We start from the raw sequence: 25973 nt of genomic DNA on the forward strand, positions 1-25973 counted from the left end.
TTTTGTTAACTTACAATTTACACTTCTACTCATTCTCTCAAAAGTAGACCTATCCAATGAATCGAATGCTGACCATTATTGCTATCTCACTGTGCTATTTCGTGTTTGCTGTTCTGCTCAACAGTGTGGGCACGGTGATCTTACAGTCGATCACCAGTTTTGATGTCAGCAAAACTGACGCTAGTACATTAGAAGGTTTTAAGGACTTGTCTATTGCCTTTGTGTCGTTTTTTGTTGCGTCATTTATTCCTCGCATAGGATATCAAGTTGCACTTTGTTTGGGTTTAGTACTGGTCGCTGTGGTGTGTTTACTGACCCCGCTTTTTGCCGAGTTCTTTTTTATTAAGATACTGTTTGCCGTTATCGGTACCGCGTTCGCCTTGGTCAAAATATCTGTGTATTCATTGATAGGGCAGCTCAGTGACAATACAGAGAGTCACTCATCACTGATGAACACGGTAGAAGGTATTTTTATGGTCGGCGTGCTCTCTGGCTATTGGGTTTTCAGTGGGTTCATTAACGCTGATGATCCTGCTTCCCTTGAGTGGTTGAACGTGTATTACCTATTAGGTGGCTTGATTAGCTTAGCCGCCATATTTGTGTATTTCGCACCGATTGAGCGTGAACCTTTTAAGGCAAATCAAGACAATGCACTAAGTGAGTTTGTTGACATGCTCAAGCTAACGTATCAACCATTGGTGCTCATTTTCGTTATTTCAGTATTCCTTTACGTATTGATAGAGCAGGGGATTGGCTCGTGGCTACCCACGTTTAATCGTGAAGTGTTGGGCTTACCCGTAGACATCAGTATTCAATTGACCAGTATCTTTGCGGCCATGATTGCGCTTGGTCGTTTGTTGGCTGGTTTTTTGTTGCGATTTGTCCCTTGGTACGTGTTTATTAATGCCTGTTTGGTCATGATGTTTCTAACCATACTGCTGACCTTACCCATGACACAAGTTGCTGAAGGCCAAGTGGTCACGGGCATTTTTGACGCACCGCTTGCAGCTTATTTACTGCCTGCAATTGGCTTATTTATGGCGCCGATTTATCCGCTTATTAACTCAGTAGTACTCAGTGCATTACCCAATAAACAGCACGCAAAAATGACAGGGTTGATCGTTATTTTCTCCGCGCTAGGGGGAACGTTTGGCTCGATCCTCACGGGAGTCGTTTTCGACAAGTTTGGCGGACAACACGCCTTTTACATGTCACTTATTCCTATTATGATGATCATGCTGAGTTTGTATATTTTTAGAAAACTTTCCGTGAACAATCGTTCTGTGTCAGTTGAAGGAGCGTAGGACCATGAGTGACTCGATTTCATTTGACCACCCAAGCATTGTATTTTTTGAAAGTGAATTATTTAGACGCATTCAACTTGAAGCGCTTTTTAACGACAGTAAAACGATTTGCGACGCTACGCCACGTTCGAGTTGGAAAGAGGTTGTGGAACAATATGAGCGTCATAAATCTCTGGCGAATTTCTCTCTCGTTGCATTTGTAGACAGCCATTTTACCCTACCGGCAGATATTGAATTAAATGATTCTACAGCCAAGGTAACCCTAAAAGAATACATACAACAGCTATGGCCTAAGTTGATACGCCAGCCTGATCGTAAAGATACGATGAGCACATTATTAGCGCTGGAACACTCGTACATAGTGCCAGGTGGCCGGTTTCGTGAAATATATTACTGGGATAGCTATTTTACCGCGCTAGGGTTAAACCAATCAGGTTATACCCACCTTATTAAAGATATGGTGTTGAACTTTATTGAATTGCAAGAGCGGTTAGGCTGTATCCCTAATGGCAATCGTAGCTATTACTTTTCTCGCTCTCAACCGCCTGTGTTAGGAATGATGGTGGAGCTGTGTGTTAATCATGATAATGCACCAGACACTGAATTTGTTTTACGATGCATTGAAGGCATGGAGCAAGAGCACCGGTTCTGGATGCGCAACGAAGACAAGCTCATTAATGGCGGCGAAGCTGCAGAGCGAGTGGTACGTATGCCGTGTGGCGCGATACTGAATCGATATTGGGATAACCTTGCCACTCCACGCACTGAGTCATATCTAGAAGACATTGAGTTAGCACGGAACTTGCCACAAGAGCAAAGAGCTGAATTCTATCGAAATATTCGTGCGGCGTGTGAATCTGGTTGGGATTTTAGCTCACGCTGGTTGGCTGACAGTCATGAACTTGCTTCAATAGAAACCACGGAAATTGTTCCCGTGGATTTAAATTGCTTGTTGTACCGTTTAGAACGTAACTTGGCCAAATACCATGGGCTGCTTAACCATCATGATCAAGCGGCACACTTCAATGCTCGAGCAGATGCACGCAAAGAAGCCATCGACCGTTATTTTTGGTCAGACCAAGAACAGTTTTACTTCGATTACCAGTTCATTAAACAACAGCCACTCAACGTACGCTCGCTAGCAGCAACATTGCCCTTATTTGTCGATATTGCAAGTGCTCAGCAGGCAAGAAGCGTTAAGAGCACATTAATGTCGACATTTTTGCAAGAGGGGGGATTATTAACCACTTTGAATGCGACGAGTCAGCAATGGGATTCCCCCAATGGTTGGGCGCCATTGCACTGGTTTGCTGTTATCGGTTTACGCAATTATGGCTACAAGGAAGATGCGAGGAACGTTATGCAGCGCTGGTTAAAAACCGTAGACGCTCATTTTATCAAAAGCGGAAACATCATGGAAAAATACAATGTGCACTCACTTGATAGCTTAGCGGATGGCGGGGAGTACGAAGTACAGCAAGGGTTTGGTTGGACGAATGGCGTGACATTGGCGTTTTATGATTTGTTAACATAATCATGACTTGGCTTTATCGCTCAATGTAGATTGTATTTTCTGTTATAAAACCTTGGCTAAAACAAAAGCGACACGCCCTTAGACTGAGTGATCCAAGGGCGTGTCGAGGCATGTTGGGTAAAAAGGATTAGAAAGTCGCTTTCACACCGAGTTGAAAACGTCTTCCTGAGTATTGAATCTGAGTGACTCGTTCTCGCACATCGGCATATTCGACTATTTTTTCATTGGTCAGGTTGATGGCTTCAGCGCTGACAGTGAAGGTTTCGTTTATGTCGTATGAGGTGCTGAAATCAAATTGACCATAGTCTTGCACGTGTTGAGGCAAACCGTTACTTCCTATCACTGGGCCTGAGCGGTATTTCAGGTAATTGTCACGCCAGTTATATGCTAAGCGCGCTTGAAAGCCTTCCTGCTCATAAAAGCCGATAACGTTGTAAGCATTCTTTGAAAAGCCTTCTAAACCACTGCCCGCAGATAACACGTTTTCACGTGTTATCTCGTCTTTCGCCGCTTCATCGTCTTTGCTGTCGGTGTAGGTGTAGTTAGCTTGAATACCGAAGCCACTTAGCCAACCGGGTAAATAATCAAAGTAGTGCAACGCTGCCACTTCAATACCGCTGACTTTGCCGCCGCTACGATTGGTTTGCTCTTCTGAGTATTCATAAAAGGTCCCCCAATCCTGATTCACGGCGACGTAACCCGTATCTTTTTGCACTGTCTTTTGCGATATGAACGTGCCTATGTCTTTGTAAAACAGGCCTGCTGAGTAGGCATCGCCGTTGTCGGCGTAATACTCTAACGACAAGTCATACTGAGTTGCTTCGTAGGGTTCTAAATACGGATTACCACTTTTCGTATTGTACTGATCAGCGCGAATACGCAAAGGGTAGGTGCTGTTTACGCCAGTATCTTCAAGGGCAGGGCGCGTGATAACTTTGGCGGCGGCACCTTTTATAAAAACGCCATTACCGAAATCAACGTTTAAATTGGCACTTGGCAGAAAGTGCGAATAGTCTTTTTCAACCGTTAACGCTTCAGGATCCGTATAAACAATTTCTACTATGACGCCTTCGTTTTGCTCGTAAACATCACTGATTGAGTCACGAAAGCGGCGATGACCCTCAGATGATGTTTTGGTTTTTACATAGCGTAAACCGACGTTGCCGCTGATCAAAATGTCTCGTACATCACCCTCCAAATTGAGTTGGCTGTATAGAGCAAAGGTTTCTTCTGTGTTCGCAACAGACTCGGCGGGGGCTAAGTATTCTTGAGTCCAATTAGGCTCCTGACGAATATCTGCAATGGCTTCTTTATAAGCGTTGAAATCATTTACTAGCACAAAATTACGCGGGAAGGTGCCGCTTTCATCTGCTAAGAAGTTAACGTTATTTGTACGAAATAAGCTGTCTTCTAAATCAATGTGTTGGCCACATGTGTTGTAGGGTAAAAGAGTGTTATCGAACAGGTATTGTTCTTCAGGTGTGGTTATTTCGGGCTGCACCCATAAATCCGTATTATAGCAGCCATGATTGATTTTAAAGACTTGCTGGGACTTTTCACGATCCGAATAGGCCACGCCCATATCAACTGATCTGATTGGCCCAGAATCTAGGGTATAACTCGCATCGAACTTGGCTTCAAAAATTTCATCTTCAAGCTCTTTGTGTTGAATGTCATTCCAGTGCGTGCGTATGGCCGCTGGGTTACCGTAATCAACAGACGTGTCGATGGACATAATATCGCCGTAGTTATCAACATTCAGGTAGTCATTAATGGTTAGGCCTTTGATCTGTCCATCAACGTAGTTGGGGTCAAAGATATCTAACGAATCGTCGTAATTAGGATTTACGGCATGCGCTACAAGTGTGTTGGCTTTGGGTGTTGCGGTGGATTTTGAATACGACAAATCGCTCACCAATTTCCAGCTGCTACGATAGAACTCACTATTTAATCCAAGTGCCAAGGTGTCGGAGTCTTGCCCACGTTCTTGCATAAGCACATCAATTGGTTTTTGATTTCGCTTGCCCTCAAGCAAGGTGTAATTTTCAGATACGACTACGTCACTCCAACCAGAACCCTGCAGCGGCACTTGAATACCGTTGCTACCAGCTTGCCGGCTCAAGTCCGTGTATAGAGCATCGAAGGTATGTGTGGTGTCTTCGTCGGGTTGCCATTGAAAGGTGACGTTTGCACTTGTGCGCTCACGCTCTTCAATATCCAGAGTAAAGGTGCCTCTACCAGGATACCAAATAGTGCCTTGGGTGATATCTTGGCCATTAATGTCTTTAGTGGGGCCTGTGATCCAGGCTTGGTTGTCCGCTTGAAATGAGCCCCAATGGGTGGTGCCTGCAGCATCGACTCTATTGGTGGTTTTTTGACGAGAAAATCCAAACAAAATGCCAAATTGATCATCAGCAAAGGTATTGCTAATAATGGCTGACACTCTATTACCGTACTCGTCAGCCAAGTCGTTGTAGCTAATATTTGCTGATGTGGCAGCATTAAAGCCCGTGCTATCTAAAGGTCGGGCCGTCGATATATTTACGTAGGCCCCTAAGCTTCCTTCGGCTATGTTGGCGCGCGATGCTTTAATCACGTCCGCGCCCGATATCAATTCTGAAGGTAACGCTTGAAAATCAAACTCTCGGCCTCTGTCTGTCGTGGCAATCGTTCGATTATTAATTTTCACGGCATTAAATTGTGGACCCATGCCACGAACCGAAATTTTTGAACCCTCACCATTATTTCGCGAAATCATCACACCAGAAATCCGCTGTAAAGACTCGGCTACATTTTGATCTGGAAACTTACCAATATCTTCGGCCACTATACTGTCTTGTATCGAAGGGGCCGATTTCTTTAGGTCCATCGCTTCACTCAGACTACTTCTTATTCCTCTAACTTGAATGACTTCTGTTTCGTCAGTTTGTTGCGCATAGGTGTTGGCACTAATCAGTGCTGCAGAGACAGCGATGCCTAAAGGTAATAAACGAAAGTGTTTAACGATTGTCATGTTCCGATCCTTATGAGTTCACACTACATTTTTCTGTTGCAAGCGGTACTTGATGCAACAAGCACTAATGACAATGAATGCTTGTTGCAAATACTGCTCGGTTGTTAATGGTGTGTAATTTAGTAGGTTTATACATATTAACAAGTTAAACATAGTATGTTTGAGTCAAATTCATTGCGTATACGATAAGGCGCGGTTTGGCACGATAAAGCAGGGTGGATGTTTGCTTTATGTTCTGGGCGCTGAGGATGGCAAGGACACAGGCTAAAAATGACTAATAAAAGAACCATGACAAGGTTCAAGTACAGCGCTAGCACGGAATATTTGTTTACGATTTTGTAGGCTAATCACTGGGATCGTTGGGTACTTTGGGTATGATATGTCTGAATAATAAAAGTCGGCTATAAAAAGCCGACTAAAGCACACTTACATCCAGAACATCAGGGAACAATATGATTCTTAAACACGCTTTTAAACCACTGCTTTTCGGTGCGTTGACGTGCATGAGTGCATTCGCACTTGCCGCGCCGCAGCCTAATTCGACACCACTTACTGCTACGCCAAAATCTCTCACTGAAGCCGCCAATTGGCCAGCGGTTCAGTATGATAATGCAATCCCTACGATGCAAAGTGTGTTGGGTTACTCTGTGGGCCAGCGTATAACGTCGCATTCAGACATGCTGCGCTTTTTTGAAGCCCTGCAACAAGCAGCTCCTGAGCAGATTAAACTTTTCGAATACGGGGAAACATGGGAAGGGCGAAAGCTTATTTATGCAGCCATCGGTACTAAGCAGAACATCGCTAACCTGGCGCAATTCTCGACAGATATGCAGGCATTATCAGACCCGCGTGTTACCAATAAAAGTAAAGCCAAAAATCTAATGACCGCGTTACCCTCCTCTGTGTGGTTAGAGTACAGCGTGCATGGCAATGAAATAAGCAGTACCGATGCAGCAATGATGACGGCTTATCATTTGCTGGCGGGAAAAGGGGATGCAACGGTCGATAACATCATGCAAAACAGCATTGTATTTATCGACCCATTGCAAAACCCTGATGGTCGAAGTCGCTTTATCGCCAACTATTATTCTACTGTGGGCATGATGCACAGCAGCGACAGATTATCTGCTGAGCACAATGAACCTTGGCCCCGTGGTCGGGCAAACCATTATCTATTTGATATGAACCGCGATTGGCTTGCCATTACCCAACCTGAAACCAAAGGCCGTATTGCCAGTATGAATAAATATCGTCCATTGGTGGTCATTGATTTACACGAAATGGGTGGCGATGAAAGTTACTACTTTGCCCCATCAGCGCAACCAGTTAACCCACATATGACCAAAGCACAAATCGACAATATCAACTTGGTGGGGCGCAATAATGCTAAGCATTTTGATGCCAATGGCTTTGATTATTTTACCCGAGAAATCTTTGATGCCTTTTATCCTGGCTATGGTGATAGTTGGCCGACTTTTTATGGCGCTGCTGCATCGACCTACGAAGTAGCATCATCTAGGGGCGAAATTTTTCGCCGCATGGACGGTAATGACTTAAGTTACGAAGATACAGTATTACGACATTTTGTAGCGTCTATTTCCACTGCTGAAACCGTTGCTAACCAACGCAGCAAGTTACTCAAGGACTACTACCAGTATCAGGTAGATGCGATCGATGCAGGTAAGTCTGATAAGAAAGAGCGGGTTTTCATTTTGCCCAACAAACGAGACCGCGCTGGCAACTTCAAGCTGGCGAAACTAATGACCGAGCACGGCGTAGATGTTTATCAAACTACTGAAAAAGTGAAACTGTGTGGTGAAACCTATGCGCCAGGCAGCTATTACATCGACACGGCTCAACCTCGAGGGCGTTTTGTAAAAACTACGTTTACTCAGCAAGTCGACATGAGTAACGCGTTTATTAAAGAGCAAGAGCGTCGCCGAGAACGCAAGCTAGGTGATCAAATTTACGATGTAACAGGCTGGTCTTTACCCCTAATGTATAACCTAGAGGTAAACACCTGCGGCAAAGGGGTATCAGGTGATCACCGCTTAGTGAAAATGACTGACACCCTTGAAGGAAAAGTAATAAACCCACATGCCACCGTGGCTTACATTGTACCTTGGGGTGATATGGCCGCAGGACGCTTTTTAACTGCTGCGTTACAGCAAAATGTCCCCCTCAAAACCGCTGACCGAGCGTTTACCTTAGATGATAAGAAACGCTATCCAGCGGGCAGCTTAATTATCGAAGTGGCCGCTAATGACAATGCTATTGCTGCAGCGGTGCAAGATTTAGCAGCCCAAAGTGGTGCCATAGTCGATGGTGTGAACACTAGCTGGGTAACAGACGGCCCCAGTTTTGGTAGCAATGATACCCACCTATTGAGCGCGCCAAAAATCGCCATGGCCTGGGATGACCCCACTTCATCGCTCAGCGCGGGTAACACCCGTTTCGTGATAGAGCAGCAATTTGGTTATCCGGTGAATGCCATTCGTACCTCGACATTGGCAAGCGCAGATTTACGTCATTATCAGGTCCTGATTTTACCGGCAGGGCGTTATCACAATGGCTTAGGTCAGGCTGGGGCGCAGAATATAAAACAATGGGTTGAAGCGGGCGGGGTGCTAATTACCCTTGGCAGTGCAACGCGCTTTGCGGCTGAAGCCGACATTGGTTTACTGGATATAAAACGCGAGTTAGCCATAAAAGAGGAGGGCAGCGCGGACGAGTCTGATGATGAATCATCAACCGTAGCGGGTAAAGCCTATGTCAACCGCGAAGATTTGGTCAAAAACAGTGAAAACAGTGAAGAGAGTCCTGATTTCGTTGCTGGGATCTTAGCCAATGTGGAAGTCGACCAAGAGCACTGGCTTACCGCAGGCGTTGCCCCTGAAGTGGTGGGGCTTGTTTATGGGAATGATATCTTCGCGCCGATTCGATTAGCTTCAGGGAAAAACCTTGCATGGTTTAAGAGTGAAAAAGACGTACTGGCCAGTGGTTACCTATGGCAAGAAAATAAAAAGCAATTGGCGTATAAGCCATTTCTTATTCATCAACCTAGCGGGAATGGAATGGTGATCGCGTTTACTCAAGAGCCAACCACTCGGGCGTATCTTGACGGGTTAAATGTGATGTTGATGAACGCTATTTTCAGCGCATCGGCTCACGCTTATGTGGCCAAATAGCTAAGCTGTTATTAAGGTTTATTGGGGCTTTTAATTCAGGCCAATAAGCAGAACGCTATAATTATGGCGCGAATAAAAACGCCAAGTGGGGAAAACCACTTGGCGTTTTTTTGTTTAATACGGTGTTATTTTTTATAAACGTAATTTTGCATTAGTTTAGCCGCATAGACGTTCGTGCTGAGCAGTAACGGCCTACGACTCGGCTAAATGCTTAGCGTGAAAGCGCAAGTGATCTTCAATAAAGCTGCTGATGAAAAAGTAGCTATGATCATAACCGTTGTGGTATCGAAACTCAGCTGGGTAGTTTATCTCTTGTGCTATCGTCTCAAGCGGTTTGGCTAACTTTTGGCTTTGGTAAAAGTCATCCGCTAGGCCTTGATCAATCAACATAGGCAATTGTAAAAATTGGCCTTGCTGGCGCATTAGCTCACAGCTGTCGTATTGTTGCCATTCGCTTTTATCGTCACCTAAATAATGACTGAAGGCTTTTTGTCCCCACGGGCATTCCATCGGATTCACAATCGGTGAAAAGGCCGACACGGAACTAAAGCGTTTCACATTTGACAAGGCAATCATAAGCGCACCGTGGCCGCCCATTGAATGCCCTGCAATCGCTGCTTTAGGTTGTACTTTGAAGTGCTGCTGAATGAGGACGGGCAGTTCGTCGACGATGTAGTCGTACATGCGGTAATGCTCAGCCCAAGGGGCTTGGGTTGCATTCACATAAAATCCTGCCCCTAAACCTAAGTCATAGGCTTTGTCGTCAGCATCAGGTACAGCATCACCTCGCGGGCTGGTGTCAGGTATGACAAGCATGATGCCCAGCTCACTGGCAACGCGCTGTGCACCGGCTTTGGTGACAAAGTTTTCATCTGTACAGGTGAATCCGCTTAACCAATAGACTACAGGCAGCGGTTTGCTTAGTTCAGCGGCTGGGGGCAAATACACGCTAAAGTGCATTTCACAGTTCAGTACAGCGGATTGGTGGCTAAAACGCTTCTGCCAACCGCCAAAGCAACGATTTGCTGACACTTCGATTATGCTCGAAGTGTCGCTTGAGGCAGCGCTCATTTGCTGTTGACCGCTCATTAATAATGCACCACTGAGCGGATGGATTTCCCTTCGTGCATTAAATCAAACGCCGTATTGATGTCTTCTAGTGGCATAGTGTGGGTAATGAAGGTATCAAGCTCGAATTCGCCATCCATGTAGCGTTGTACATAATCAGGTAATTGGCTGCGACCTTTCACACCACCAAATGCTGAACCGCGCCATACTCGACCAGTAACAAGTTGGAACGGTCGAGTAGAGATTTCTTGGCCCGCACCGGCCACACCAATGATCACCGATTCGCCCCAGCCTTTATGACAACATTCAAGTGCTGAGCGCATCACATTCACATTGCCGATGCACTCAAACGAGTAATCTACGCCGCCATCAGTCATATCCACAATGACTTCTTGAATGGATTTGTCAAAATCTTTTGGGTTCACCACATCGGTCGCGCCAAGTTGCTTAGCAATTTTAAATTTATCTTCGTTCACATCAATTGCGATGATACGACCCGCGTTGGCCATTTTCGCGCCAATTAGCACAGATAAACCGATGCCGCCTAAACCGAATACCGCTACCGTGTCGCCTTCTTGCACTTTGGCGGTGTTAGTGACCGCGCCCATACCCGTGGTGACGCCGCAACCAAGTAAACATACTTTTTCAAGAGGGGCTTCTTTTGGGATTTTCGCTAAGGCAATTTCAGGCACGACTGTGTGCTCCGCGAAGGTAGATGTGCCCATGTAATGATAAATAGGTTTGCCATTTTTTGAAAAACGTGTGGTGCCATCTGGCATTAAGCCTTTACCCTGTGTGGCACGTATTGCTTGGCATAGGTTAGTTTTTCCTGACAAGCAAAATTTACACTCGCCGCATTCTGGCGTGTATAACGGAATAACATGATCGCCCACTTCGACAGACGTCACGCCTTCGCCAATGGCTTCAACAATCCCGGCGCCCTCATGGCCTAAAATAGCAGGAAAGATGCCTTCCGGATCTTCGCCCGACAGCGTGTAGGCATCGGTATGACATACGCCAGTGGCGATGACTTTAATAAGTACTTCGCCTTTTTGTGGCGGCATCAAATCAACTTCTTCAATGGATAATGGTTCGCCGGCTGCCCAAGCAACCGCCGCACGAGTTTTAATGCTTTGCATAGTGTTGATCCTTTTTGCTGAAAACAGGTATTTTGAGAAATCATAACCAACCCCGATCAAATAGATGGGCGTTAGTTATATAAACGATTTTACTTGCACGCTCTTACTTGCACATTCCCATCAGGCGAATGCGTCTGGGCTCCCAAATAATATCGTCGATGGTATAACCATTGGGACACAGATCGCGTTTATCTAGGGTTTGCTTTAAATGCAGCACGGCTTTGTCTTCAAGCGCCAATTTGGTTTCATTATTTGGCTGCGGGTTTAAATTCGAGCCGATAGGGCGGTTGCTTTGCCCGCCAAGTCTTGCGTCTCTGCTGCCATCACGACCGCCACGTCTGCCGCCGCGTTCGCCTCTATTGTCTGTGTCTTCTTCGGGTAAATTAAACCATGATAAACCAAAGGCAAATTGAGTCTCGCCGTCATCGCCTATTTGAGTACTGAAATGATCTGTAGTTTGTATGGGTTTCGGTTCATTGCCGGCACAGCCAAATAGGCTTGCCGTGAGCAAAATTAAGGGCCATTGATACAGGTTTTTGTGCTGTTTTTTCACTTAAACTTACTCACTTTCTATCGTTTGAGTGGCTAGTCTAAACGCTTAACAGGCAGCAGTGCAATACAAGAGATGGGCGGGGCTCAACACTGGCGCAAAGTGCCTTGGTGCATGCTTAAAATTGATACCAACTCGCACTGTTTTTATACAGCAGTAGGCTTTTTAATCTGTTATCTGGCTCTGCTTGGGCAGGTTCATGCACTTCGACTGACGTTAAAAGTGCGCCATAAGTTTGCCACAAGTCAGCATAAGATTGGCTGAAGGTAGTTAGCGGAAAATTACTGGCAAGCATCACTCGGCGCTCACCCAGTATTTGTAAGCAGGCCATCATCACTGTTTGCATGTCTGCTTCAGTGTACGCACGATTCTGCATTTCCCAGCCAGAAAGCTTTATTGCCACATTTGGGTATTGCCCGAGTGCACCAAGGTTGTGTTGCCATCGGTCAAAGGCTTGCAGCCAGTTATGGGTATTAGATTGAAGAGGCGGCCAACCTGCATGATTGATGATCACGCGTAAGGTTGGTGTATTATTAAGCACCTTGCATAGCACTTGTGTGGCTTGAGAATCCGATAATGAAAACTGCGCATCGAAACTCAAACCATGCTCAGCCAACAGGGCCAAGTTTTTTCGAAACACCGAGCTGCTTAGCAAGGCGTGAGCATCGTCATCAAGAATGTGCCTAACACCGACAAGTGACGGTCGGCGTCGCAAATTAGCCAACACCTCGGGAAATTGCTCAGATGTTAGATCACCACCTGCCACACTCTTAAAGGCCAGGGTGCAGTGTTGTGCTAGCCAATCAAGTTCTCGCCACGGTTGAGCGTTGTCAAAACCCGCCTCAATGTGCACAAAACCGGCTAGATCCAACCCAGAATCTAGCTGCAGTTCAGCTTGATTAACGTCACGATGAATAGTGTTTTTGTCTGGCCAGTGGGGGGGATTTTCGGGTTTTAACCAGCTGTATTGACCATCACTTAGGTTAAAAAGGTGCAGATGTGGGTCGATAATGTCCATATTACTATTTGCTTTTTCCGTTTCTGTCTGCCGCTTACGTGTAACGCTGTAAAACGACTACTGGGCGGTATAACCGCCATCGATGACTTGCAAACTACCGGTGATAAAACCCGCCTGTTCACTTGCTAAAAAGTAACAAAGCTGCGCCACTTCGTTTGGCTGGCCTAGACGCCCAAGAGGTTGCAACGCGGCTTCTTCTGCGTGTACTTCGTCACTATCGCGCCCTGACTTTTCAAGGTAACTATCAATTGCTTTATGATACAGAGGGGTTTCTATTGTCCCTGGGCATACTGCATTCGCGCGAATATTGTATTTGGCATAATCCAGCGCGGTCGTTTTTGCCATTGATGCCAAAGCGGATTTGGTCAAGTTATATGCAAAAGAATTTTGCTTGGCAATTAGCGCTTGATCAGAGGCCATTAAAATAATGGAACCGCCACCATGCTTAACCATGCTTGGCAGCACGCCTTGAATGGCGGCGTAAGCCCCTTTGACATTAATCGCAAACATCTGGTCAAGCACGTCTTCACTGGTTTGCTCGATATTGGCGGACAGATGCACGCCAGCGTTAGACACCAAGCAGTCAATTTTTGAATGTTCACTGCGGATACTGGCAATAATATTTCTCACTTGTGTCACGTTTGATACATCGCATTGATGCCAATGAACAGCGACATCAGGCTGAGGTGGGGCCTGTAAATCTAAATTAAATACTCGGTAGCCTTTTTGGGCAAATAGCTGACAAATGGCAGCGCCTATCCCTAAGCTACCACCGGTGACAATACAAATGGGCTGTGTTGTGCTTGACATCCTATTACCTCTTACGCTTCATTATCTGTTTGCAAACCGCTCTTTATTTTACTCAACTATTTGACTCAACATCGGTTATTCGTCGTCGAATTCTTTGCCCATTTGCAATGTACGGGTAGCCAATTGCACTTCTTTTAAAAACGATACCAAGGCAACGATCAGGAGCAAAAGCGCGATAACGAATAAAATCACTACGGCTTTGGTTAAGTCCATCAGCAAAAACTCGCCGATAAACAAGCAACATACCACTGAACAGACAAAAAGCGCCGAAGCGGTACACATTCCGATAGAGCGGTTAATAATTTTAATCCGGCGCCACAGGTATTTAAGCTCGACTTGGGAGATTTTGAGTTTGTCAGGGTTTTTAAGAATGGCCACGCGGCGCTCAATTATGCGCGCTCTATCGACAATGCGTCCCAAGCGACCTGACATCACGTTTAAAAAGCCAGCGATGCCAGTCAGCATAAAGACTGGCGCAACCACGATTTGAATCACTTGAGCTAAATCAGAAATCGATGACTCCACGTTTAAGCACTCAAGTCACAGTTTATAGTACGCGAGGCCCATAGGTCGTATTCATCAGCGTGTTCAACTGTGGCGGTAATTATGTCGCCAGGTTTCAGTTCAACATCACCGTTCAAGTATACAAGGCCGTCGATTTCAGGTGCATCAGCGAAACTGCGTCCAATGGCGCCTTCTTCGTCTACTTCATCGATGAGCACTTGAATGGTTGAACCAATTCTACGCTGTAATTTCGCGCTGCTGATTTGTTGCTGTTTCTGCATAAAGCGCTCGAAACGCTCTTGTTTGACTTCTTCACTGACCGGGTCCGGCAAGTCGTTCGCTTTCGCGCCTTCAACATCTGAGTATTTAAAGCAGCCCACGCGCTCAAGCTGAGCATCGTCTAAAAAGTCGAGCAGCATTTGGAAGTCTTCTTCGGTTTCACCTGGAAAGCCCACAATAAAGGTAGAGCGGATAACTAACTCTGGGCACAGTTCGCGCCATTTCTTAATACGCTCCATCGTGCGCTCAGCGGCGGCGGGGCGCTTCATCAATTTAAGAATACGCGGGCTGGCATGCTGAAAGGGAATATCTAGGTAAGGCAACACTTTACCCGAGGCCATTAACGGCATGACTTTATCAACAGATGGATAGGGGTAAACGTAATGCAATCGTACCCACATGCCCATCTCACCGAGCTTTTCGCACAGCTCTGTCATGCCTGTTTTTACCGGCATACCATTCCAGAAGCCCATTTTGTTTTTAACGTCTACGCCATAAGCGCTGGTGTCTTGTGAAATAACCAATAGCTCTTTGACCCCAGCGTTTTTTAAGCGCTGGGCTTCATCTAAAATCTCACCAATAGGGCGGCTAACCAAATCGCCGCGCATGGAAGGAATAATGCAAAAGGTGCATCTGTGGTTACAGCCTTCAGATATTTTCAAATAAGCATAATGGCGCGGCGTCAGCTTAACGCCAATATCCGGCACTAAATTCATATACGGGTTATAACTTGGCTGAGGCAAATGCTCATGTACCTGATTTACCACTTCTTCATACGCATGAGGGCCGGTAATGGCCAATACGTTGGGATGCACCTCGCGTATTTCATCTTCTTTGATGCCTAAGCAACCGGTGACGATAACTTTGCCATTTTCAGCCAGTGCTTCGCCTATGGTATCCAGCGATTCTTGTACGGCGGTATCAATAAAACCACAGGTATTTACAATGACTAAATCCGCATCGTTATAGGTGTTGACCACGTCATACCCTTCTGTGCGTAACTGAGTCAAGATACGCTCTGAATCCACTAGGTTTTTCGGGCAGCCTAGGCTGACAAAACCAATCCGCGAACCGGTGGATAAAGTACTTGGCTTATCAGCTTCGATAGTTTTTATCGGTGTTTCTAAGGTCGTAGTTTGTTTTGGATTAAAGGTTTCAACAGTCATCAAATGCTCAAATAGTGTAATGGATCAATAAAGTCGTAGATCGAGGCGAACGCCAATTTGACGCGATTATAGCGGAAATGGTTTGCGATGCACATGACAGTTGATTGTCTTTCATAGCTGAGATGCAAAGATAGCAATGTGTTTACTTTTATCAGCAAGGTGCTGAGTTCGAAGTAAATGCCTACGCTTGAGACACGGGTATCCTTAACCTTATCGGTTGAACGTTATCCCTAAGGGTAATACAAAACATGACTGGACCACATTCGGCAAGACATCACATGAGTCACCTGCGAGGTGATGCAATACCTTGCCGGTGGCTCATGGTTGCACAGCGGGTTTTATGGAAGCAAATCCTCTTTTCGCTTGGGTGCGGGGCCGTCTTTACGCAGTATGAAAAACGCCGCGCTAAAGAAAAGGAACATCCACACCGGTGGCTCTGGTACATCGCTGGTATTATCACGTTGTAAATGCGCGTATTGCATATCATAGGTGAGTTCGTCAGCGATATACTCTAACGCTAGGGACCAACCATCAGAGCCTGCAATCCAGCGACCAAACCAGTTGTCGCTAAATGTCAGCATAGTTGTTGTTAAGTCTATTATTACGTTGCCATCACCGTCTAAAATATCACCGGAGACATTTAAGAAGTTGAAATCAAAATTCATCACTGTGTCAAAATCGATGAAAGAATAGACAGTGAACGAGTGGTATAAATCCAACCAAGTTAGATTGCCTGTAATATCGATAGCGTCGTAACTTATGCCGCGCTCGGTACCCATAATTTCGAACACCCAGCTGGTATCCAGCGCACTCACGTTGCCATCAAAGGTCATTAAACCTGGGCTATTGCCTGGGCTGATATTTGTGCCTGATAACAAAACATCACCCGCAAACGTTCCTGCTCCCATTATTCCCCCCGTGAGGGTTAGCAACTCGCTATCGGCAACAGCAATGAGCCCGTTGTTGATGACTGACCCATCTAAGGTGGCGCTGTCAGCAAAGGAAATAAGACTCCCTCTGGCATTATTGATAAGACCGTTATTTTCGAACTCAGCACCTTCTAGATTCGCAATAACTCCGCTATTAAACAGTATATCGTTTATCACAATACGACCGCGATTCACCAGTTGGCCTATATTTTCAAATGTACTTTCAAAATAGTTACCGCTAGCGGTGCCCGCTACCGTATCGACCTGTTGGCTATTAATGCCCACTTCAATCAGCCCTGAGGCGTTATTTTCCATATATCCACGGTTGGTAAACACCGCATTATCAACCGTTGCCTGCTCGCCACCATCATCACTGAACAATGCTGACAGCAGGATATCGCCATTATTGATGAGTGACCCTTCGTTGATTATGGTGCCAGATTTAACGTCAAGCGTACCCGTATTGACCATTGTGCCTGAGGATAATAAAACGCCGTTGTTATCTGTCACAATCGAGCCATGGTTATCGATGTTAGCGCCTGCGGCGTTAATAAGGGCGCCGTCATTATTAATGATGCTACCTGTTTGATTAGTGATGCGGCCTCTATTGTTTATCACCCCATAATTATTGATGGTGTCATTGTTAATTAGTGTTGCATCGATTGAAGTCACGTTACTCAATTCGACATTGAGGCCACTGAGTGTCTCGTTTAGCCCCATGATTTGTGCCGTCGACTGATGCACGCCTTGATACAAAGATACCAACGCATAAGATGCTGAATTTTGGTTTACATTAACGTCATTCAAGGTAAAGCTTTTACCGTGACGGCCGTATCCTCCGCTGGTTTCTAGGAAGGCTTTGTCAATCCACAGCGCATATAGCGCATCTAAACCGATAATATCGCCACTGCCAAAATTGCTTCTGTCGCCGTAGGCGAAGTAATTAGATTTAAACAAACGTGCTTCATCTTGGGGATTTAACTGACCCGGATAAATGTTTTGCATCGCTTCCAAATCCAATACAGAGTTAAGGCCTAACCCTTCTGCATTGAGCATCATCAACATGGTCCATTCGAAGCGATTCTGATTGTCACCGTGTTCACCCTGGGCACCATTAATATTCTGCTCTAGGCCGGAATCTGCGTACAAACTGTAATGTTGTATACCAGTATTGTTATCCCCTAAAACGTAATTTATTGCATTAACGCTGTCGTTTACATCGTTTCGATCACCGTAATAAATTTTATAACACTCAAGCATATTGTTATGGCACGCATCTTTGGTTTCCTGGCGCAACTGACCTCTACTGGTGACCCAATCGCGGATAGACTCGCGGTTGTCTTCCAATGTGCCTGCTTGTGGTCCGTAACCGTAGGCTTGATCAGACACCAAGTATTTCTCATAGAGGTGAATAGCAAACGCATTCGTGCTGGCATCGCTTACTTCTCCTTTAAAGCCATTGAGCGATTGGCGAGCACTTTCATTTTCGAATTTAGTCAGTAGCTTTGTTAACTGAATATCTTCTACTTCTAGCGCGCGGGACGTATTATTGAATAGCTGTGCATTGGCAATGACGCTGGCATTATCGTTGATCGTTGATGCCGCTTGATTTTCGATGCCGTTATTTAAAAAGCCGTGATTGTTCAGTGTGCTGTTGTTTTCAATATGGCCGTAGTTGTCAATTTGTGCGCCTTGCTCGTTGCTCAACTGGGCAGCACTATGCATCGTACCTACGTTTGAAAGCAGTCCATGGTTGGTGATCTTCGGTTGTAATGGTGACTGGGCATTTCCTTGTTCATGATATATCTCGCCATAATTTGTCATCGTATCGTGGTTGATAATGTGTCCGGTGTTATCTAAGTGGTCCATTACCACCAGCGTAGAAATATTGGCTAGTTTCACCGAACCAGTACCGTTTTCTATCAGGCCTTTATTGATGATCCCGCTGCTATTTTGGCTTACCAACCGCCCAGTATTACTGAGGTAACCGTTATTGTTCAGTGCGCCCTCATTGTATAAGTGTGCGCCAACGTGATTGACCATTACAGCATTGTTATTAAAAGTGCCTTCGTTAACGAGTAAGGCGTCTTTGTTGTTTTCCCAAACGCCAAACCCGGCCGCTTTTAGGGTATCTACTTCACTTTGTACTGCCTGATAGGCTTGGTCTAGCGTACCGCCGTCTTTACGATAGTTATTTAAGGTGTTTGAGGTCGTTGCATAGGTCGCTTCGTTCGACCACGGATCGTCATGCCAATATAACTTGGCGTTACGATTGGCGTTAGCCGCTTTTTCCATTTGTTGATTGGTGTCTAGGTAGCCTCCGTCCGCATTGTACTGCTGCTCAATGGATGTGCGAGAGGATTGCCATGCGACCATTGAATTGGCAATGTTGTCAGGGGAAACACTTGATGTCGTGCCATTATTAATGGTGCTTCGAGCGCTGTTGAACACATACCCTGCATTCTCGACTAAACCTTGATTATTGATCACCGTCGTCGCTAAATTCGTCGTATTGTGGGTGCGAAGCTCTGCGCCGTGCTCAATGGATAGGGTACCAGTGTTGTTTAAAGACCCTTGGCCAGTGGATGATTTAACGACCAGCTCGCCCCCTTTATACACACCCACAGTGCCATCGTTGGAGTATTGCTCAGATATTTGGTGATTGTTGATGAGCTCGAAGCTGCCGTACACATCAAAGTTAGCCCCCACTTTATTGGCAATTTTTCCTGTTGACCAGCTCGCTTCCGCGGTATTTTCTATTCGTCCATAATTGTTGATTTCACCCTGATTTTGCATATTCCCGTCAAACTTAAGCCAGCCGTTACCACCAACAAAAATTTGCGCATCGCTTGTGTTTCGAAACACGTATTGTTGATTTTCAATACCGGCGTTGCTGTATATTTCCCCGTAAACGTTAAGTTGCCCTTGGTTAACAAGCCCTAACTCTGTGCGGTCTTCGGTTTCTTCGAAAATATTGCGCACGCGATAGTTATTGTCCATGCCCATTTCAACACTTGCTTCAGCTTCAATGGTCATAGTGCGATTTGAATTGACGGTTAATTTACCGTCTTGCATGATTTGACCCGCTTGATACTGGTCAACGGTGTACTCTTGGTACAGTCTATTTTTGAGCGAGCTGTCTTGTATTTGGTTGTAGTAGCGCTCGCCTGCATCATATTTAATCAATTCATCTGCGGTTAGATACTGATCGATGCGGTCGTCATCATAATAATATGCGTCGCTCGCGCCGCTATTGAAATCACCTTGACCTCTACCTTGAAAGACTATTTCGCCAAAGCCATTGAACGAGAGGTTCTCACCTTGCAAGGTTTTTACGCCTGTTTCAACACCGTTGGCGTCTATGCTTGACCAGTGATTAAGTGCGAAGGAATTATTGTAAACATCCACTTCAAATAACGATGCTTCTTCTTGGAATGACAACAAGGGGCCAATCGCTAGGGCGGTAAAATCATCAATATCGATTGAGGCAGATAGCAGCTCGCCTGATACTTGTGCTCCGATATCCAAATATGTGCGATTTTTAACCGTGGCGTTTAATGAAAATGCGGTACTGGCATTAACGGTTTTGTCTTGAGGTTGCTCACCATCACGCAGTATGTTTGAGTCAGCGAGTAGCGCGAAATCTGGCAGGCTGTCCCATGCACCATAGTAAGAGGTTTGTTTACCGATGCGCCCGGCGACAAATATTTCATTATCGAACTGCATGTTGACCATCAGCTCTGGCGTCACGCTGATATCTTGAATTAAATCAACGGTGGGCCCAGCGTTGATGTCACCTATTGTGAGTTGAGCCGTTAATGGACCTTCTTCAAACGCAAGCGTGCCGCCACTGGTCAAGCCAAAGGCATAGCCGATGACTTCGTCTATATCCAAGCTGACATCAAGTAAATCGCCCCCAAGACTGGCGGAAAAGCTGCCGTTGTTAATACTGCCTTGTGCGTTTTCAGTAAAAGGGTTTGATAGATCAATAGAGATAGGACCGGTATCAATTTCCAGTAAATTTTTAACGGTGCTGGCTTTCCCTTCACTGAGTCGTTTGTCCGCTTGCTCTTTGACTTTATTCGCCACATCTTCGGTGGTAATTTGATGATAAAACGCATCCACGACGTTGGCATCACCCGAGATAAAGTCGACAATGTCCTGAGCGGATACTTCATTTATATCAAGATTGAGGTACGCAAACTCGCCCTTGAAGGAATCAATTCTTAGTAAGTCGATATCAAAATTAGTGGTGGTGCCGGGTATGACGTATTTCTCATCGATAAAGCAGTCTACTATGCACGCCTCAGCAAATAGGCTTAAATTGGTTTGAATATTTAACCCCGTTTTAAGCTCAAATCGCGGCGCATCTACTGAGAAGCTAGAGTTTTCTTCATGTAACCCAGAACGCGTATCGAGGGAAAATCTATCGGTCCCTAAGCCCTCAAATTGATAGCTGACAGTAGGGGTGTAATGAGCAGTGGCATCGAAGGTGCCAGGCTCAAGGTTAAGGTTCAAATAAGGTAACATATAGGCTTCAAGCTGCACGCCCGCTGCTGCGCCAAAATACGCACAGGCTCCTAGAAAACAACCGCCTTCAACTCTGCCTACACCTAAGCGGGCTCTGGGCGGTCTGCCAAACACAGAGTCCCACTCTTTGCTTGTTAACTCCCAGTCCACTTTGAAGCTGCTCGGGCCATCAGGCGCCCAAACGCTTTGGTCTGACACGCCAAAATTAAAGCTGCCCATTGACACATTTGAACGGGTATTCTCGTCGGTTTGCACACCAGCGAAGGACTGCTGACTTGCCAGTGCAATGGTGATAGCTAAAGCGACTTGGCTTAGTCTATTGGGGTGATGTAACGGCTGCATTGCCTGCGCGCTGGTAGGCTGGATTGCACTGATATCATTCGTTAGAGATCTAATGTGGACTGCTCGTGTATTCATAGTGGTAGTTCCTTGCTGCTATGGGCGCTCTAAATGGCGTTTTACTCAAAGTGTCAATTAATCAATTTTACTGGGTCATGTGCATTTGGTTATGGCGTTGCAAATTCGCTTTTGCTGCTTTTCGCGAGTTGAAATAATGTGCACAACCCATTCGATTAGGCTCAATGAATCAATCTTTTTCTAGTTCGATTTACTAAGGATTATCATAGGGTTAGAAAGCAAAATAGGTTTGAAGTATTGAGCCAATTAGTTGTACAAAATGGCCAATTGATAGACAGGGGGCTTGGTTAACCCCAATTCCATCGAATTTTCGCTGAGGGGCTAGTTATTTAATGCAGCGGATATCAGGCATTGCGCAATGCCGAAATAACAATTGAGGATTCTGTGTCTCCTTGATGGGCTTGTGGGATACCCCGCAGATTATGACTGACTTATGGTAGAGGGAGCTTTTCCGTAGAACTTTTTAAAAGTACGAGAGAAGTAAGACAAACTTTCGTATCCCGTACCGTAGGCAATTTCACTGACACTGAGTTTACTTTCATTCAATAGTTTGAGTGCGCTTTGCATGCGTACTTCTGTCATAAATTGAACAATCGTTTGCTGACACTCAGATTGGCATTTTCGGCTTAAAGAGCGTCGACTCATGGCTAACGACTCAGCGAGTTGATCGACGGTAAATTCTGGATCGGTTAAATGTTGAATGATGTTCGAACGCAGTTTATCGGTAAAATTAGGACTGTCATTAACCGGTAAATCGGCACTAGCAAATTCAGCTTCCAGCTTTTCACGAATTAACTTTCTGCCTCTTAATTGGGCGTCGACGCGAGCTACTAGCTCAGAGGTGTCAAACGGTTTAGTCAAGTAATCGTCCGCTCCACGTTGCAATCCTTCAACGGTATCGCGCTTGGCAGATTTTGCACTGAGAAGAATAATGGGGATGCTACGGGTGTGTTGGTTGCCCCTCAGGTGATGCATAAGCGTTAAGCCATCCATTTTAGGCATCATCACATCACAGATGATTACATCAGGCAGGACTGATATCGCTTTAGCTAAGCCTTCTTCACCATTTTCTGCCTGCGTAATACGATAATAGCCGGATAGGCGAAGCGCGATGAATTGCCGCAGTTCGGCATTATCATCTATCACCAATACTGTGGTGATATCGTGCTGCTCTGTATCGCTCCAGGTTTCATCTTTGATGAGTTTATCGGGTAAAACGTGAGTAACATTGGCTTGAGGTGGACAAGGTTCAGACGGATAAGAAATCGACTCGGCTAATTGGGCTGATGAAAAATGTTGCTGACCGCGTTGCAGCCATAAGGTAAAACGGCAACCTTGACCCTTTTCGCTTTGTAACTCGACTGTGCCATGATGCAGCTCAATCAGCTCTTTAATTAGCGCTAACCCTATTCCTGTGCCGGGCTGAGTTATATGCTCTGATGACTCTCCTTGAAAATAACGTTCGAACACATTGTTCTGTTGAGCGGGCTCGATGCCCGGGCCATTATCGCGCACCTCAATACCTACGTGTGTTTCGGTATTAATCAGCGTGATGTCTATTTCACTATCACGACCACTGTATTTCAGTGCGTTTGATAACAAATTTGTCATGCATTTATCGAGTTGGTCTAAGTCGAAATACAGACTAATAGGATCGGCAATATTGTGCAGTGAGATAGTTTGCTGCTGTTGTTTCGCTAATCCCTCGAATCTTGTCGTAACGCGATGTACGAGGTCAACGACATTGTATTGGGCTACGCGCAGGGGAAATTGGCCGATATTCAAGCGGTTGATGTCCAAAATGTTGCCTACCAATTGCAGCATGTTTTTTGCGTTTCTAAGCGCGGTTTTAACGGGTAATGCCAAGCTGCTGTCAAGGGCGGGGTGGTCATTGAGCACATCTTGTAACGGCGCAATGGTCAGTGTGAGCGGTGTGCGAAATTCATGTGAAACATTGTTGAAAAAACGCTCTTTAAGCACTTGTTGTTGTTCAAGTTCTTGCACTTTGTGACTGATTTCTAACGTTCTATCTGCAACAGTTTTTTCTAACAGGGCATTGTGCTCTCGTAGTTTCCCTGTGCGCCAGCGCTGAGTGAGCCAACCACTGAGGGCCAGTAATGTAAGGAGTATAAGCAGATACGCAAACCAAGCGAGGGTGCTGAGATACCACACAGGTTTTACGGCAAAGGGAAGCTCGGTTTTGTACTCTCTTGCCCAGGCATCTTGTGCTTCAAGTTGAAATATAAAGTCGCCGCCGGGTAGCAGGGTAAAGTCTTTTTGGTGTTCATGGCTCCAATCGCTCCATGCATCGTGGCTGCTGCCTAACAGGCGGTGCCGGTAACGTGTGGGGCGTAAAATATGGCTATCACTAAGCGCAAAGTGCATGCGCACAGAGTTATTAGTTTGATCTAACTCAGGCATGTCATTTTCGCTGGCGATATTGCCATAAATAACAGCATTGTTATCGACATTACTGACTTGGTGAACATGAAGATTTGCACGCTGGGGTACAGTCTCAAAATGTTTGATGTTGGCTTTGTAGAGCTGCCCAGATTTTTGCGCAAACCACAGGGTGTTTTGATCTGTGGTTAAGAAATCGTTAAACCCAACGCTTGAAAACGGCTTGAACATGGCATCGAATACTTGCCATTGTCCGCTCTGGTCTTTTTTAATGTAGCCCGTGTGTTGGCCTATACGAAACCAGATCCTGTCATTTGCATCCTCATAGAGCCGAAATATGTCCTGTTGTTCTGTGGTGAATATTGCGGGGTAGTCCTTAACGTATTGAAGGGCGGGAGTGCGGTTTGCTTGATAGTCCATCATGCCGTTGCTGGTGCCCATAACCACCCCAGAAGATAACGTAAATGGCATAACATTACCCGGCCCTAAGCCATCGGCCGCGGTAAATTTTTGTACACTCAAAGTGTGTTGTGGATTCAACGAGTGCGGGGAGAACTGTGCGTTCTCGATCCGGTAAAGCTCTTGACTGGCGGTGCCTGCCCAAACGACGCCTTCATCTTCAATTGCGACAAATTCCAGTTCGTCCGCTGTGCCTTCGATAAAGGTACTATTCCAATTCCCTTGCGCGTGCTCGATATGGAACAACCCGTCATACGTGGAAACAAAAAGGGTTTGAGTAACAGGATCGACCTTAATAGAACGGGCCCAGCTAGAGCGTAATATATTAGTCAATTCGCCTTGGGGATCGCCCAGCGCTCGCGCATAAACGCCGCCTTCACCGGCAAAGAGTAAGAAATCATGGTATTCGATGGCATCAAAATTGATATTTTTCGACGCAATGATTGGCCAAAACGCAGGGGGACTCGTTACAGATTGTGACGCGTTTAGCTGAAACAGACCGTCTCCTGCGGCAACTACATGCCCATTGATGTGACTGAGCTTATCTATGATGGTGGAGTTATCACCAATAGGAAACTCACTGACTCGCTGAGGCGGCAGCATTTTGACCAGACCAGGAATACCGGATAACCAGATATTACCCTGGTGATCTTCAAGCGCTGAATACAGCGTGCTCATGTGGATGTGGTGTTCGCTTTGATAGCGCCTGACGAGTTCAAACGATTCATTCATGATTAAGAGGCCGTTGTACAAAGAGACGAGGTAGTAAAGACCGTCGCTGGCCTGAATAGCATTATATAGATGGGTCTTTGGGGGCAACGCATGAGGTGCCAGTACGCGCTGCAAAGCGTTGTTTCGCTCAACGAAAATACCGTGCTGTGCAGTAATGATTGTCATCTCATTTTGACGGTTGGTGAATATTTTACGTACATAAGCGTCTTTAGGAAGAGCTAAAGGGGTTGAGGTGACTAAAAACGTGGTTGTGCTATCTGTGCTGGTAATGCTGAGCTTGTGTATTGTGCTGCTGTCTTTCGTTTTATATACAAACCCCTTACCGACGGAAAATATGCGATGCTTACCGCCTATTGCGCCAGGGACGGTATGTATCTGTGTTCCATCCCAAAAGTAAACTTGCTTGTTACTGACATAGGCAACGCCTTCTTCACTGGCCGCCACGGACCAGATTTCACCAAATTGACGGGTTTCAGTAGGCCAGTCAGCTATCAAAGACCGAAAAATCAATTGCCCAGAATCATCGGGTTGATAAACCCCCAAATCATCGATTGTGCCCGCGTAAATATGGTTATTTTTCCAATGGGCTAACGCGCGCACACGTGTACTGTTCGGTGTGACATATTTACGCCACCGTTCACCATCAAATTGAGTGATGCCGGTACCTGAACCTACGTAAATAAACCCATTTTCACTTTGACTTAACCACCAGTTCTGATCACTACCATTGTGCTCTTGTAAGCCAAACACTTTGCTGATGGGTAAACCCACCTCACTATATTGTTGACCATGGACGCCATGCATAAGAAACACGCAACCACAGGTAAGGAAAACAACACGTTTGATCCAATTCATGAATATATAAAATCTTAAGTATCAAGTGGTTATGTGAAACGTAGACTATTGCATGCACACTTTTTAAGCAAATTCTCA

Annotated in this window: 13 protein-coding genes; 3 read left to right on the forward strand and 10 right to left on the reverse strand. The window is 45.6% G+C overall.

Going from position 1 to position 25973, the window contains the following annotated elements:
* Positions 1 to 65 precede the first annotated feature (65 nt).
* Positions 66 to 1304 carry an MFS transporter gene (locus PATL_RS09310; protein ID WP_041714363.1) on the forward strand — a complete coding sequence of 413 codons (1239 nt, stop codon included), beginning with the start codon at positions 66 to 68 and terminating at the stop codon, positions 1302 to 1304.
* A 4-nt stretch (positions 1305 to 1308) separates the two neighbouring features.
* Complete coding sequence (gene treF, locus PATL_RS09315) at positions 1309 to 2838, forward strand: alpha,alpha-trehalase TreF (protein WP_011574644.1); 1530 nt, start codon at positions 1309 to 1311, stop codon at positions 2836 to 2838.
* 127 nt (positions 2839 to 2965) lie between these two features.
* Here treF and PATL_RS09320 read toward each other — a convergent pair whose 3' ends face one another.
* A complete protein-coding gene (locus tag PATL_RS09320) occupies positions 2966 to 5851 on the reverse strand; it encodes a TonB-dependent receptor (RefSeq protein WP_011574645.1) in 2886 nt (961 codons plus the stop codon).
* 452 nt (positions 5852 to 6303) lie between these two features.
* Between PATL_RS09320 and PATL_RS09325 the strand changes: the two genes are divergently transcribed.
* Entirely contained in the window at positions 6304 to 9039 is a 2736-nt protein-coding gene (locus PATL_RS09325) for a M14 family metallopeptidase (RefSeq protein WP_011574646.1), read from the forward strand.
* A gap of 192 nt (positions 9040 to 9231) precedes the next feature.
* On the opposite strand, the gene fghA is transcribed toward PATL_RS09325, so the two are convergent.
* The 9 genes from fghA to PATL_RS09370 form a co-directional block, all read right to left on the reverse strand.
* Positions 9232 to 10128: an S-formylglutathione hydrolase gene (gene fghA / locus PATL_RS09330; protein WP_011574647.1), complete on the reverse strand. Its 897-nt coding sequence runs from the start codon at positions 10126 to 10128 to the stop codon at positions 9232 to 9234.
* On the reverse strand, positions 10128 to 11246 hold the full coding sequence (locus tag PATL_RS09335; protein WP_011574648.1) for an S-(hydroxymethyl)glutathione dehydrogenase/class III alcohol dehydrogenase: 1119 nt from the start codon (positions 11244 to 11246) through the stop codon (positions 10128 to 10130). The genes fghA and PATL_RS09335 overlap by 1 nt, the downstream gene beginning before the upstream one ends.
* Positions 11247 to 11349: 103 nt before the next feature.
* On the reverse strand, positions 11350 to 11799 hold the full coding sequence (locus tag PATL_RS09340) for a hypothetical protein (RefSeq protein WP_011574649.1): 450 nt from the start codon (positions 11797 to 11799) through the stop codon (positions 11350 to 11352).
* A gap of 115 nt (positions 11800 to 11914) precedes the next feature.
* A complete protein-coding gene (locus PATL_RS09345; RefSeq protein ID WP_011574650.1) occupies positions 11915 to 12814 on the reverse strand; it encodes an amidohydrolase family protein in 900 nt (299 codons plus the stop codon).
* Positions 12815 to 12871: 57 nt separating this feature from the next.
* Positions 12872 to 13624 carry an SDR family NAD(P)-dependent oxidoreductase gene (locus PATL_RS09350; RefSeq protein WP_011574651.1) on the reverse strand — a complete coding sequence of 251 codons (753 nt, stop codon included), beginning with the start codon at positions 13622 to 13624 and terminating at the stop codon, positions 12872 to 12874.
* 75 nt (positions 13625 to 13699) lie between these two features.
* Entirely contained in the window at positions 13700 to 14149 is a 450-nt protein-coding gene (locus tag PATL_RS09355) for a DUF2721 domain-containing protein (protein ID WP_011574652.1), read from the reverse strand.
* A 2-nt stretch (positions 14150 to 14151) separates the two neighbouring features.
* The gene (gene rimO, locus PATL_RS09360; protein ID WP_011574653.1) at positions 14152 to 15573 is read right to left on the reverse strand and encodes a 30S ribosomal protein S12 methylthiotransferase RimO; all 1422 of its coding nucleotides are present in this window, start codon (positions 15571 to 15573) and stop codon (positions 14152 to 14154) included.
* Positions 15574 to 15911: 338 nt separating this feature from the next.
* Positions 15912 to 21449, reverse strand: a complete 5538-nt coding sequence (locus PATL_RS09365) for a hypothetical protein (protein ID WP_011574654.1) — start codon at positions 21447 to 21449, stop codon at positions 15912 to 15914.
* Between the two features lie 420 nt (positions 21450 to 21869).
* Complete coding sequence (locus tag PATL_RS09370) at positions 21870 to 25895, reverse strand: hybrid sensor histidine kinase/response regulator transcription factor (RefSeq protein ID WP_011574655.1); 4026 nt, start codon at positions 25893 to 25895, stop codon at positions 21870 to 21872.
* Positions 25896 to 25973: the final 78 nt, after the last annotated feature.

Source organism: Paraglaciecola sp. T6c, assembly GCF_000014225.1.
Classification (GTDB): domain Bacteria; phylum Pseudomonadota; class Gammaproteobacteria; order Enterobacterales; family Alteromonadaceae; genus Paraglaciecola; species Paraglaciecola atlantica_A.